The organism is Streptomyces mayteni (assembly GCF_054783955.1).
Window position 1 is genome coordinate 1 of sequence record NZ_BAAGPR010000054.1, and the last position, 12,024, is coordinate 12,024.

General features: G+C 74.9%; 10 protein-coding genes. 4 read left to right on the plus strand and 6 right to left on the minus strand.

Going from position 1 to position 12,024, the window contains the following annotated elements; genetic code table 11:
• The 3 genes from nrfD to fdh form a co-directional block, all read right to left on the minus strand.
• On the minus strand, positions 1-832 hold an 832-nt coding region (gene nrfD / locus ACYVPE_RS22675; protein WP_461035515.1), incomplete at its 3' end, for an NrfD/PsrC family molybdoenzyme membrane anchor subunit.
• Positions 829-1,746, minus strand: a complete 918-nt coding sequence (locus tag ACYVPE_RS22680) for a 4Fe-4S dicluster domain-containing protein (protein WP_461035516.1) — start codon at positions 1,744-1,746, stop codon at positions 829-831. The genes ACYVPE_RS22680 and nrfD, both read right to left, overlap by 4 nt.
• A 2-nt stretch (positions 1,747-1,748) precedes the next feature.
• Positions 1,749-5,000 carry a formate dehydrogenase gene (gene fdh, locus ACYVPE_RS22685; protein ID WP_461035517.1) on the minus strand — a complete coding sequence of 1,084 codons (3,252 nt, stop codon included), beginning with the start codon at positions 4,998-5,000 and terminating at the stop codon, positions 1,749-1,751.
• A 184-nt stretch (positions 5,001-5,184) separates the two neighbouring features.
• Between fdh and mgrA the strand changes: the two genes are divergently transcribed.
• Positions 5,185-6,180, plus strand: a complete 996-nt coding sequence (mgrA, locus tag ACYVPE_RS22690; RefSeq protein ID WP_461035518.1) for an L-glyceraldehyde 3-phosphate reductase — start codon at positions 5,185-5,187, stop codon at positions 6,178-6,180.
• Positions 6,181-6,441: 261 nt separating this feature from the next.
• Positions 6,442-7,488 carry a Gfo/Idh/MocA family protein gene (locus ACYVPE_RS22695; protein ID WP_461035519.1) on the plus strand — a complete coding sequence of 349 codons (1,047 nt, stop codon included), beginning with the start codon at positions 6,442-6,444 and terminating at the stop codon, positions 7,486-7,488.
• Between the two features lie 26 nt (positions 7,489-7,514).
• Here the strand turns inward: ACYVPE_RS22695 and ACYVPE_RS22700 are convergent, their stop codons facing one another.
• Positions 7,515-8,786, minus strand: coding sequence for an MFS transporter (locus ACYVPE_RS22700; RefSeq protein WP_461035520.1), 1,272 nt, complete (start codon positions 8,784-8,786; stop codon positions 7,515-7,517).
• 56 nt (positions 8,787-8,842) lie between these two features.
• Between ACYVPE_RS22700 and ACYVPE_RS22705 the strand changes: the two genes are divergently transcribed.
• Positions 8,843-9,838, plus strand: a complete 996-nt coding sequence (locus ACYVPE_RS22705) for a helix-turn-helix domain-containing protein (RefSeq protein ID WP_461035521.1) — start codon at positions 8,843-8,845, stop codon at positions 9,836-9,838.
• On the opposite strand, the gene ACYVPE_RS22710 is transcribed toward ACYVPE_RS22705, so the two are convergent.
• Positions 9,807-10,322: an NUDIX hydrolase gene (locus tag ACYVPE_RS22710; RefSeq protein WP_461035522.1), complete on the minus strand. Its 516-nt coding sequence runs from the start codon at positions 10,320-10,322 to the stop codon at positions 9,807-9,809. The genes ACYVPE_RS22705 and ACYVPE_RS22710 overlap by 32 nt on opposite strands.
• Before the next feature lie 140 nt (positions 10,323-10,462).
• On the opposite strand from ACYVPE_RS22710, the gene ACYVPE_RS22715 reads away from it, so the two are divergent.
• Positions 10,463-11,191, plus strand: coding sequence for an SDR family oxidoreductase (locus ACYVPE_RS22715; protein ID WP_461035523.1), 729 nt, complete (start codon positions 10,463-10,465; stop codon positions 11,189-11,191).
• A 9-nt stretch (positions 11,192-11,200) separates the two neighbouring features.
• Here the strand turns inward: ACYVPE_RS22715 and ACYVPE_RS22720 are convergent, their stop codons facing one another.
• Positions 11,201-11,953 (minus strand): GntR family transcriptional regulator, encoded by a 753-nt coding sequence (locus tag ACYVPE_RS22720; RefSeq protein ID WP_461035524.1) that lies wholly within the window; start codon positions 11,951-11,953, stop codon positions 11,201-11,203.
• Positions 11,954-12,024 lie beyond the last annotated feature (71 nt).

Genomic DNA, 12,024 nt, shown 5'->3' on the forward strand with positions numbered 1-12,024 from the left:
CCAACCGCCCGCCGAGCAGCGCGGCGGCCGCCGCCCCCGCCGTGCCGGGCCGGCCCGCCACCCCGAGGAGCCGGCCGGCCGCACCCGACCGGTAGGTCTCGGCCACCAGCCCGGCCCTGGCCTGCGCCGAGCGCAGCGCGGCGAGCGCGGCCGCCACGGCCAGCACCGCGACCCGCCTGGCCGGCCGGTTCTCGGCCAGGGGCCCGGCCAGCAGCGCCATCCCGGCCGCCGCCGTGGCGGCCGAGCCGGCGAACAGGTACGGCAGCTCCCGATGGGCCTCGTGCCAGGCGGGGATCGCGGTGTCGGCGAGCAGCACGCCGGTGTAGGTGGCCACGCAGGGGCCGAGGCAGCCGGCCGCCAGGGTGGCGGCCCGCCCGGCGCGCGGCGCCCGGCTCGCCACCTCGTCGGCGGCGGCCACGCCGGCCAGCGCGCAGTAGCCGGCCAGCAGCCAGGAGCCGACGCTCATCGGCGACGTCGGCTTCAGCACCCGCAGCATGTTGCAGAACCGCGCGGGACGGCCCAGGTCGTTCACCAGCGCGGCCGTCGAGAGCGAGACCGCGCCGAGCGAGCCGAGCTTCATCGCCCGCGCGGTGTGGGACCGCCCGGTCAGCTCGGCGCCGGCCGCCAGCACCGAGCCGGCGCCGGCCAGCCCGCCGAGGAACAGGTAGCCGGCGACGTCCCGCGCCACCCACGACGGCGCCCTGACCACCGGCCGGCCGTAGTACGAGTCGGCCACCGGCCTCCGGAGCCCGTCGAGCCCCGCGCCGACCGGCGCGTCCCGCCCTGGCCGTACCTCCGCGAGCCCGTCCCGCCTGACCTCCGCCTCGCTCATCTGTTCTCCCGCCGTTCGATCCTCCAGGTGAACGCGGCCGCAAGGCCGCCGAGCAGGGTCGCGGCCGCGATCGCCGCGTGTCGCCACATCGCCGGCAGATCCCTGGTGGTGACCACCGGGTCCGGCGGCAGCCCGTACACCTCGGGCTCGTCGAGGAGCAGGAAGAACGCGCCGTCGCCGCCCACCCCGTCCGCCGGGTCGGCGCCGTACAGCCGGGCGTCCTCGACCCCGGCCTCCCGCAGCGTGGCCGCCCGGGCGGCCGCCCGCTCACGCAGCTCGTCGAGCGGCCCGAACTGGATGGAGTCGGTCGGGCACGCCTTGGCGCAGGCCGGCTCCTGGCCGGCGCCCAGCCGGTCGTAGCACATCGTGCACTTCCAGGCCCGGCCGTCGCCGGCGCGCTGCTCGATCACGCCGTACGGGCAGGCCGGCACGCAGTAGCCGCAGCCGTTGCAGACGTCCTCCTGCACCACCACCGTGCCGAACTCGGTGCGGAACAGCGAGCCGGTCGGGCAGACGTCGAGGCAGGCGGCGTGCGTGCAGTGCTTGCAGACGTCCGAGGCCATCAGCCAGCGCAGCCCGCCGCTCCCGCCGCTCCCGTCGTTCTCGGCGGAGCCGTCGTCCCGCGGCGCGCTCTGCTCGACGAACGCCACGTGCCGCCAGGTGTCGGCGCCGAGGCCCACGGTGTTGTCGTAACTCATCCCGGTCAGCGGGCCGCCCGCCTCGCCGGCCGCCGGCGGGATCGCGTTCCACTCCTTGCACGCCACCTCGCACGCCTTGCAGCCGATGCACACCGAGGTGTCCGTGAAGAAGCCGACCCGCGGCGGTGGTTCCGCGTGCCCGGCGTCGGCGGCCACCTCGGGCTCGGGACCGGACAGCAGCCGCCGCGCCCGTCCCTCGGGATCGCCCGTCGTCATGGTCAGACCTCCAGTCCGGTCTCGGCGGAGGCGTGCGAGCGCCGCCGGTAGTCGGCGATCAGCTCGCGCAGCCCGGGGCCGCGCGGGCGCCGCCCCGGCCTGATGTCCGCGGTCAGCGCCTTCACCTCCTGGATGTGCGTGTTGGGGTCGAGCACGATCGAGGACAGCTCGTTGGCCGCGTCGCCGCGGCTGAGCCCGTTGGGCCCCCAGTGGTAGGGCAGCCCGATCTGGTGGACCGTCCGGCCCGCCACCCGCAGCGGCGCCATCCGGTCCGTGACCAGCACCCGCGCCTCGATCGCGCCGCGCAGTGTCACCACGGTGGCCCAGCCGCGGTGCCGGAGGCCGCGCTCGGCCGCCAGCTCGGGGGAGACCTCGCAGAACATCTCCGGCTGCAGCTCCACCAGATAGGGCGACCAGCGGGTCATCCCGCCGGCCGTGAAGTGCTCGGTCAGCCGGTAGGTGGTCACCACGTACGGGAAGACGGCGGCGCCGTGCTCCCCGCCCGAGGGGTGGTACTCGTTGCCCTCGTGGGGGAACGTCGTCCGCACCGGCGAGCGCCCGTGCTCGGGGTGGAGGGGGCTGGCGAACGGCGAGTCCTGCGGCTCGTAGTGGGTCGGCAGCGGCCCGTCCACCAGGCCGGCCGGCGCGAACAGCCACCCCTTGCCGTCGCCCTGCATGACGAACGGGTCGTCCCCGCGCAGCGCGGCGACGCCGGTCGCGTCCGCCGGCGGCACATGGCCGGGGTCGAGGGTGACGGGGAAGTCCGGCACGTCGTGGCCCGCCCAGCGGCCGGCGTCCGCGTCCCACCACAGGAGCGCCTTGCGCTCGCTCCACGGCCGGCCGTCTGGCGCGGCCGAGGCCCGGTTGTAGAGGATCCGGCGGTTGCCTGGCCAGGCCCACGCCCACTCGGCCGCCAGCCAGTCCTGCTCCCCGCCCGGCCGGCGCCGCGCGGCCTGGTTGACGCCGTCCGCGTACACCCCGCAGTAGATCCAGCAGCCGCACGCCGTCGAGCCGTCGTCCCGCAGCTCGGTGTAGGCGGACAGCGGCGCGCCGTCCGGGCCGTGCCCGTTGATCTCGGCGAGCACCGCCTCGGCCGAGGGCTCCAGGAGCGGGCCCTCCTCCGGGTACTCCCAGGCCAGGTCGAGGAAGAGCCGGTCCTCCGGGCGGGTCGAACCGGCCAGCCGCGCCCGGATCCTGCGCTCCAGGTGGTGGGCGAACCACAGGTCGCTGCGCGCCTCGCCGGGCGGCTCGACGGCGGCGTGGTGCCACTGGAGCCAGCGGTTGGTGTTGGTGAACGAGCCCGACTTCTCGGTGTGCGCCGCCGCCGGGAAGAAGAACACCTCGGTGGCGATGTCCTCGGTGCGTAGCTCGCCGCTCTCGATCTCGGGCCCGTCCCGCCACCAGGTGGCGGACTCGATCAGCGAGAAGTCCCGCACCACCAGCCAGTCGAGGTTGGCCATGCCGAGCCGCTGGAGCCGGGCGTTGGCCGAGCCGACCGCCGGGTTCTCGCCGAACAGGAAGTAGCCCCGGCAGTCGCCCGCCAGCTGCGCGAGCACGGTGTCGTAGGTGCTGTGCGAGCCGGTGATGCGGGGGAGGTGGTCGTAGCAGTAGTCGTTGGCGGCGGTGGCGGCCGCCCCGTAGTAGGACTTCAGCAGGCTCACCGCGTAGGACCGCGCCTCGGCCCAGTAGCCCTTGTCGGTGCGGACCGCGGCCACGAAGGAGTCCAGGTCGGGGTCGCGGTGCGCCTGGGGCATCGGGAGGTAGCCGGGCAGCAGGTTGAACAGTGTGGGGATGTCGCTGGACCCCTGGATGCTGGCGTGGCCGCGCAGCGCCTGGATGCCGCCGCCCGGCCGTCCGATGTTGCCGAGCAGCAGCTGGAGCACGCAGGCGGCCCTGATGTACTGGGTGCCCATGGAGTGTTGGGTCCAGCCGACCGCGTAGGCGAAGGCGCTGGTGCGGTCGGGGCCCGAGTTGGCGGTCAGTGCCTCGCACACCCGGGCGAAGGTGGCCGGGGCCACGCCGCAGACCCGCTCGACCATCTCCGGCGTGTAGCGCGCGTAGTGGCGCCGAAGGAGCTGGTAGACGCAGCGCGGGTGGCTCAGCGTCTCGTCCCGCTCCGGGCGCGGCGGCACCTGGGCGCCGCCGGAGCCGTGGGACTCGGCGACACAGGCCTGGCGTTCGTCGGCCAGCGCCGTCTCGTCCGGCTGGGCCCGCTGGCTGCCGGCCGGGGCGCGCACCGGATCGCCCTCGTAGCTCCAGCTGGCGGGGTCGTAGCTCCGGCCCTCGGCGTCGAGGCCGGAGAAGACGCCGGCCAGGTCCTCGGTGTCGCGGAAGTCCTCGCCGACGATGGTGGCGGCGTTGGTGTAGGCGAGGACGTACTCGCGGAACTCCTTGCCCTCGGTGAGTACGTGGTTGATCAGTCCGCCGAGGAAGGCGATGTCGCTGCCGGCCCGGATCGGCACGTGCAGGTCGGCCAGCGCGCTGGTCCTGGTGAAGCGCGGGTCGACGTGGATGACCGTGGCACCCCTGGCCTTGGCCTCCATCACCCACTGGAAGCCGACCGGGTGGCACTCGGCGAAGTTGGAGCCCTGGATCACCACGCAGTCGGCGTTCTGCAGGTCCTGCATGAAGGTGGTCGCCCCGCCCCGGCCGAAGGAGGTGCCGAGGCCGGCGACCGTCGCGCTGTGGCAGACCCGGGCCTGGTTCTCGACCTGGACGACGCCGAGCCCGGTGAACAGCTTCTTGATGAGGTAGTTCTCCTCGTTGTCCAGCACCGCGCCGCCCAGGCTCGCGATGCCGAGGGTGCGGGCCACCCGGGCCCCGTCCGCCTCCCACCGCCAGGTGGCGCGGCGGGTCGCGACCACCCGGTCGGCGACCATGTCCATGGCCGTCTCCAGGTCCAGCGGCTCCCAGTCGGTGGCGCCAGGGCGCCGGTGGAGGACCTGGTGGCGGCGTGCCGCGCCGGTGACCAGCTGGAGCGTGGCCGCGCCCTTGGGGCAGAGCCGGCCGCGGCTGACGGGGGAGTCGGGATCGCCCTCGATCTGGGTGACCCGGCCGTTCTCGACGTAGACCTTCTGGCCGCAGCCCACGGCGCAGTAGGGACAGACCGAGTCCACCACCCGGTCGGCGGTGGTGGTGCGGGGCCGCAGCTCGTCGGTGGCCCTGGACTTCACGGCGGCGCCGCGGCCCAGCGGGTCCCCGCCGGTCAGTTGCCGGTAGACCGGCCAGCCCTGGATCCAGCGCCTGGCGCCCATCGCGGGTCCCTTCCCTTCGAGGCTGTCTCAGGGTCAGTTTCCCGTTCTGGGGATTATTTACCGACTATCTTGTGATTCGCACCCGTTTGCCATGATGGTTCCGGTGGGTCGTAACCGGTTGTGATGCTGACACCGTGTATGACAGGATGCCGCGATTCGTCTGGCCGCCAACCATGGAGCCTCCGTGACCCACGTCGCCGCCGAAACCCGCTACGACGACATGCCCTACCGCCGCAGCGGCCGGTCGGGGCTCCGGCTGCCTGCCGTCTCGCTCGGGCTGTGGCACAACTTCGGTGACGGCAACCCCCTGGACACCCAACGCGCCATCCTGCGGCGGGCGTTCGACCTCGGCGTCACCCACTTCGACCTCGCCAACAACTACGGCCCGCCGCCCGGCGCGGCCGAGCGCAACTTCGGCCGGATATTCGCGGCCGACTTCCGCGGCTACCGGGACGAGATCATCGTCTCCAGCAAGGCCGGGTACCACATGTGGCCCGGGCCGTACGGCGAGTGGGGCTCCCGCAAGAACCTCCTCGCAAGCCTGGACCAGAGCCTGGGCCGGCTCGGCCTCGACTACGTCGACGTCTTCTACTCGCACCGCCCCGACCCCGACACCCCGCTCGAGGAGACCATGGGCGCGCTGGACACGGCGGTCCGGCAGGGCAAGGCCCTCTACGTCGGGATCTCCAACTACTCCGCCGCCCAGACCCGCGAGGCCGCCCGCATCCTGCGGGAGTTCGGCACCCCGCTGCTGATCCACCAGCCCGCCTACTCGATGCTCAACCGCTGGGTGGAGGACGACGGCCTGCTCGACGCGCTCGACGAGCTCGGCGCCGGCTCCATCGCGTTCTCGCCGCTGGCCCAGGGGCTGTTGACCGACCGCTACCTGAAGGGCGTCCCCGAGGGCTCCAGGGCGGCCGGCGACAGCCCGTTCCTGTCCCGCGCGGGCATCACCCCGGAATACCTGGCCAGGGCCGGCGCGTTGAACGAGATCGCCGCCCGCCGCGGCCAGAGCCTGGCGCAACTCGCCATCGCCTGGGTGCTGCGCGGCGGCCGGGTCACCTCGGCGCTGGTCGGCGCGAGCAGCGTGACCCAACTCGAGAACAACGTGGCGGCGGCGCACGACCTGGACTTCTCGGACCAGGAACTCGCCGAGATCGAGGCGGCGCTGGCAGGCTAGGACGTGTCCGTGGGGGCGCCTCGCGCCGGTCTTCGATGGTTGGACCAGTGGCAAGGCTGCCCCGCTCGGCGGCCGCGGGCAAGGGGTGCGAACCACCGCGATCCGGGTGGTTCGGGTGGACGCCGGATTTCAACGCTGCATATTTTCCCCGGAGTTACTTCACTAGGCTACCGAAGTTGCCTAGAGTGGTGGGAGTCGTCCACACCGTCACCAGCACGGCCAGCTCGACCAGTTCGACCACACCGACCAGGGGGCACCACAGTGGCGAGGGGGAATCCGCCGGACGGGGCGCGACCGCGCACGCGCTACGCGCTCATCGGCACCGGCGAGCGGGCGCGCGACTACGTGCGCGCGCTGCTCGGCGACCACCGGGAGACGGCCGAACTCGTCGCCTTACTCGACGCCGTCCCGTTGCGGCTCGACCGCTTCGAGGACTACGTCAAGAGCCTCACGCTCGGCGGCAGGTCGCCGGTGCGGTACGGCGCCGGCGGCCTGGAGCGGATGATCGACGAGCAGAAGATCGACCGCGTCATCCTCACCACCCCCGACGCCACCCACGCCGACCTGACCTGCCGCTCGCTGCTCGCCGGCGCCGACGTGATCGTCGAGGCGCCGCTCACCACCGACGCCGCGGGCGGCCGGCGGATCACCGGCGCACTCGAAGCCAGCGGGCGGCATGTCGTCGTCGCCTTCGACCGCCGCTACGCGGCCGGCAACACGGCGCTGCGCGAGGTGCTGGCCGCCGGCGGGATCGGCCGCGTGACGGGCCTCCGGGCGGCGTGGCCGGCCGCCGCGGAAGGCGCGGCGGGTGCGGAGGGCGCGGCGGGTACGGAGGGCGCGGAGGCGCCCGTCCCGTCCTGCCACCACGTCGACCTCGCCAACTGGTGGCTGGACGACGCTCCCGCCCGGGTCACGGCCGGCGCCGACGGCATCGGCGGCGTGACGGTCCACTACCGGGGCGGCGCGACCCTGACCCACACCCGCACGGCCCCGGGTGAGCCGTCCCTGGTCGTGGTCGACGGCACCGAGGGCCAGGCCGAGTTGGTCGCCGGCCGGCGGCTCACCGTACGGTGCCCCGGCAAGCCGGACGCGGAGATCCCGATCCCCGCCACCGGGGACGACGGCGACGCCGAGCTCTTCCGCGCCCTGTTCCACGCCGGCGAGCCGGTGGACCCCAAGGACCCGCTGCGCCGCGCCGCCGACACCACGGACGGCCTCCACGCGGCGGCCGTCGAGCTGGCCGCCGCGCACTGCCTCGCCCACGGCCTGGCCGTGGACCTGGCGGAACCCGACCCGGCCAGGGCCTGAGGCGCGCGCCCTGCCACGGGGCGCGCTCACCGGCCGGCGTCGGCGGCGCCGGCCCGCGCCTCAGCCGTGCCGGCCTGGTCCCCGATCGGCGCACGCCGCCGGTCGACCGCTTCGTTCCCGGCTGCCGGGCGCGGCCCCGCCAGGTGGCGGGCCAGGGCGAGGCCCGCGAGCGTGGCGAGGAGCGCGCACACGGCCGGCCAGCCGGCTCGGGCGTAGGCGTGCGCGCCGAGCCAGGAGCCGGCGCCGCCGCCCAGGTAGGCGCAGGTCATGTAGGCGGTGTTGAGGCGGCCGCGGGCGTCCGGCCGCAGGGCGTAGACGCGCGCCTGGTTGGCGACCATGCCGCACTGCATCGCGACGTCGAGCAGCAGCGTGCCGAGGACCAGCGCCGCGAGCCCGGCGGCGCCGCCGCGGGAGCCGCCGGCGAGGACGGCAGCGGAGAGGAGCGTGCCGAGCAGGCAGACCAGGTTGACCGGGCCAGGTCCCCGGCGGTCCACCGCGCGGCCGGCCAGCGGGGTGCAGAGCATCGTCACGGCGCCGACCAGCGCGAGCAGCCCGATCGCGTGGGCGCCCCACGTGTAGCGGGGGCCGGTCAGGAGCAGCGCGAGGCAGGTCCAGACGGCGGAGAAGCCGCCGAAGACGGTCGCCTGGTAGAGGCAGGAGCGGCGCAGTTCGGGCTCGGCGCGCAACAGGCGCAGCGGCTCGACCAGCAGGGCCGGATACGGCTGGGGGGAGGGCGCCGGGACCGTCGGCACGGTGCGGGCCAGCACCGCCGCCAGCGTCAGGACGACGGCGGCGGCCACCAGGTAGGGCGCCCGCCAGCCGAGCCACTCGCCGAGCGTGCCGCCGAAGGTGCGGGCCAGCAGCATGCCGCCGGTCGATCCGCTCAACAGGACGCCGAGCATGGCGCCCTGGCGGTCGGCGGGCACGAGGCCGAGCGCCAGCGGCCCGGTGAGCTGCGCCGCCACGGTGGTCAGGCCGACCAGCGCGCTGGCGGCGACGAGTGGGGGCAGGGCCGGCGCGGAGCCGGCCGCCAGCAGCCCGAGCCCGGTGAGCCCGAGCAGGGTGACGAGCAGCGGACGGTGCCGGAACCGGTCGCCGAGCGGCACGAGCAGCAGGATGCCGGCCGTGTAGCCGAGTTGGGTGGCCGTCACGATCGGGGCGGCGGCGCCGGGGGAGAGGTCCAGCGCGTCCGCGACCAGCGGCACGACCGCCTGCGGGAAGTAGACGGTGCCCACGGCCACCGCGCAGGTCAGGGCCAGCAGCGGGACGAGGCGGCGAGGCGCCGCGGTGTCGGTCATGGCGTGGAGTCCACGGCATGGTCGGTCCGGAACCAATGGATGTAGCCTCTGGCTTAATGATCAGCTTCGAGTTGGGCGTCGAGGACCTCGCGGACACCCGGTTCGCCGTCTCTCCCGCGGCGGAGGCCCTGCTCAGCCTGCGGGTGCTCCGGGACCCGGGTCTTTCCGCGCTCCAGCTGCCCTGGCGTCGCTCGGTGCTCGGCCGGCTCGGCCACCTGGACACGGAGCTGCTGATGGCGCTGGTGGCCAGGCGCCGCACCCTGCCGGACTTCGTCACCCCGACGCCGGCGAGCTTCGCGCCGACCTTCGCGGAGCAGCTGGCCGTCGCCCGCCGCACCCCGCCCGACCGGGTCAGGCACGACCTCAGGCTCGCCCACGCGCCCGATCCGCCGCCCGCGGCGCTCCGCGCCGCCGCCGAGGAGGACGACGGCCGGGTCGCCGCGCTGCGCGACGCGATCTGCGAGCTGCTGGCCGGGTACTGGGCGGCGGCGATCGAGCCGTGGTGGCCGCGGATGCGGCTGCTGCTGGAGGCCGACATGACCTACCGGGCGCGGCGGCTCGCCATCGGCGGCGCCCGCTCGCTCTTCGCCGACATGCACCCGAACCTGCGCTGGCACGACGGCGTGCTGCACATCGCCCGGATGATCGGTCGGCACCGGGTCGCCGCGGCCGGGCGCGGCCTGCTGCTCATCCCCTCCGTGTTCGCGCACCAGCCGGCGCCCCCGGTCAGCCCTGACGAGCCGCCACGCCTCGTCTATCCGAGCCGGGGCGTCGCCACGCTCTGGGAGGCCGTGCCGCCCGCCGACCCTGGCGCGCTCGCGGCGCTGCTCGGCGCCCCCCGGGCCCGGCTGCTCCTCCTGGTCGAGGAGCCGCTGGCCACCGTCGAGCTGGCCCGCCGCCTCGGCGTCACCCCGAGCGCCGTCTCCCAGCACCTGCGGGTGCTCTACGCGAACGGGCTCGTCAGCCGGGACCGGGACGGCAGGCGGGTGCTCTACCGGCGCAGCGGGCTCGGCGACCGGCTCACGGCCGTGGCCGGTTCCGCCGGGGCGTGAGCGGCACGTAGCCGAGGTCGACGGGCGCCGGCGGCAGCCCGCCGGCGGGTACCGCCGCCAGCAGCTCGGGGAGCCGCGGCGGCCACACCGGCTCCGCGTCGGCGGCGGCCAACTCCGCGGGCGACCACCAGCGCCAGCCCAGGATGCCGTCCGCGGCGTGCGCCTCGGTCAGGTCGCCGGCCGGGTCCCGGCGCGGGACGTGGGCCAGGAAGATGTCGTCCTGCTGGCGGACCGGCACGCCGGCCTGGGTGAAGTCGTGGGTCCACCTGCACAGCAGGGTGCCGTCGAGCGCGACGTCGGCCCAGCCGGTCTCCTCGCGCAGCTCGCGCGCGGCTGCCTGGAGCGGCGACTCGCCCGGTTCCAGACCGCCACCCGGTGGGACCCAGTGCGGGCCCAGCTCCGCGTCGTCGTGCCGGAGCAGGAACACCGCGCCGTCCGGGGCCACCAGCGCGACTCGGGCCGCCCGCCTGGGAGTTCTTCGCATGTGCCCATCCTCGCAGGCGGCCAGGCCGGGGCGTTCGCCGCGGTCGGCGAGCTTTCCCCCGGGCGCGATCCTGCGCCTACCGGAGCACCTGGCTGACGGTGTGTCATATTGCCGGGAACCCCCTCGAAGGAAGGCCCCTCATGAAGTTCGCGGTCATCGGCGGCACCGGTCTGATCGGTTCGCGGGTCGTCACGAAGCTGAACGCCGCCGGCCACGAGGCGGTGCCACACGGGCACTCCACCGGAATCGACGTCAGCAGCGGCCGGGGGCTCGACGAGGCGGTGGCGGGAGCCGACGTCATCGTGAACCTCACGAACTCCCCGACGTTCGACGAGGCCTCGCTGGCCTTCTTCCAGACCTCGATGGACCACCTGCTGGCCGCGGGGGAACGGGGCGGCGTCCGGCACTTCGTCATCCTGTCGATCGTCGGGGTCGACCAGGTGCCGGAGCTGGACTACTACCGGGCCAAGGCGCTCCAGGAGGACGTGCTCAGGGCCGGCCCGATCCCCTACTCGATCGTCCGGGCGACGCAGTTCATGGAGTTCGTCGACGCGGTCATGGATATGACGGCCGACGGCGACACCGTCCGGCTGCCGGCCACCCCGGTCCAGCCGATCGCCGCCGACGACGTGGCCCAGGCGGTGGCCGACGTGGCCGCCGGCCCTCCGCTGATGGGCATCCACAACGTCGCGGGGCCCGAGGTCTTCCCGCTCGACGAGCTGGGCCGGATCACCCTGTCCCACGCCTCCGACAACCGCGCCGTCGTCACCGATCCCACCGCCGGCATGTTCGCGGCCGTGAAGGGCGACGTCCTCACCGACCGGAACGCCCACCTCGCGCCCACCCGCTACGCCGACTGGCTCTCCTGAGCCGGCGGCTCAGCCGCCCACCGGGAACTCGTAGACCAGCCGGAAGCGGCTCGCGGGAACCGCGAGATCCGCCGTCTCCACCGCCCGGTCCCCGGCGTAGTAGGTGCGCTGTAGGGCCTGGATCCCGGCGCCGACCGCGATGCCGAGCCGCTCGGCCTCCTCTGGGGTGGCCGCGCGGCCGGTCACCGACTCCGTCGCCCGGTCCACCGTGACCCCGATGTGCGCCATCCGCGCCACCACCCCGTGGCCGGCCAGCGGGCCGGCCTCCGGGAGCACCACCGGGGTGCCGCCGGTCAGCGCCAGCGGCTCCCAACTGCTGGAGATCATGCCGGGCTCGCCGTCGCTCAGGAACGTGTAGTCGCTGCGCACCACCGGCGCCTCCGCCGCGAGGCCGAGCCGCTCCGCGATCTCCGGGGGCGCCGGCACCGTGGCGGACGCGCACTCCCGGCCGCCGCCCGCCGCCCGGCCGGTGCCGTCGTCCGGCACGTAGAGGCTGCCGCCGAGCCGCTCGTCGTGCCAGGACCGCACCACGGCCCGCCGGGCCGTCGGCCGCCGCACGAAGACGCCGCTGCCGGCCCGCCCGTGCACCAGGCCCTCGGCCATCAGCAGCCGCACCGCCGAGTTCGCCACGTTGGGACCCACGCCGTGCGCCTCGGCCAGCGCGGCCCTGGACGGCAGCCGCGCGCCCGGCGCCAGCGCGCCCTCGACGATCAGGCGGCGCAGCTCGGCCGCCACCCGCAGATAGGCCGGGGTCTCTGACATGGTGCCCCCATCAGATTGGTGTGACGAACGACACATGCGAGGGCCTGATGCAGCAGGCCGGTACCGCTCGG

Excerpts from the sequence above, each read along its gene's own strand:
- ACYVPE_RS22700 (WP_461035520.1), bottom strand. The coding sequence starts at position 8,786 with ATGACCGACACCGCGGCGCCTCGCCGCCTCGTCCCGCTGCTGGCCCTG.
- ACYVPE_RS22680 (WP_461035516.1), bottom strand. The coding sequence starts at position 1,746 with ATGACGACGGGCGATCCCGAGGGACGGGCGCGGCGGCTGCTGTCCGGT.
- fdh (WP_461035517.1), bottom strand. The coding sequence starts at position 5,000 with ATGGGCGCCAGGCGCTGGATCCAGGGCTGGCCGGTCTACCGGCAACTG.
- ACYVPE_RS22715 (WP_461035523.1), top strand. The coding sequence starts at position 10,463 with ATGAAGTTCGCGGTCATCGGCGGCACCGGTCTGATCGGTTCGCGGGTC.
- ACYVPE_RS22705 (WP_461035521.1), top strand. The coding sequence starts at position 8,843 with ATGATCAGCTTCGAGTTGGGCGTCGAGGACCTCGCGGACACCCGGTTC.
- ACYVPE_RS22710 (WP_461035522.1), bottom strand. The coding sequence starts at position 10,322 with ATGCGAAGAACTCCCAGGCGGGCGGCCCGAGTCGCGCTGGTGGCCCCG.
- ACYVPE_RS22720 (WP_461035524.1), bottom strand. The coding sequence starts at position 11,953 with ATGTCAGAGACCCCGGCCTATCTGCGGGTGGCGGCCGAGCTGCGCCGC.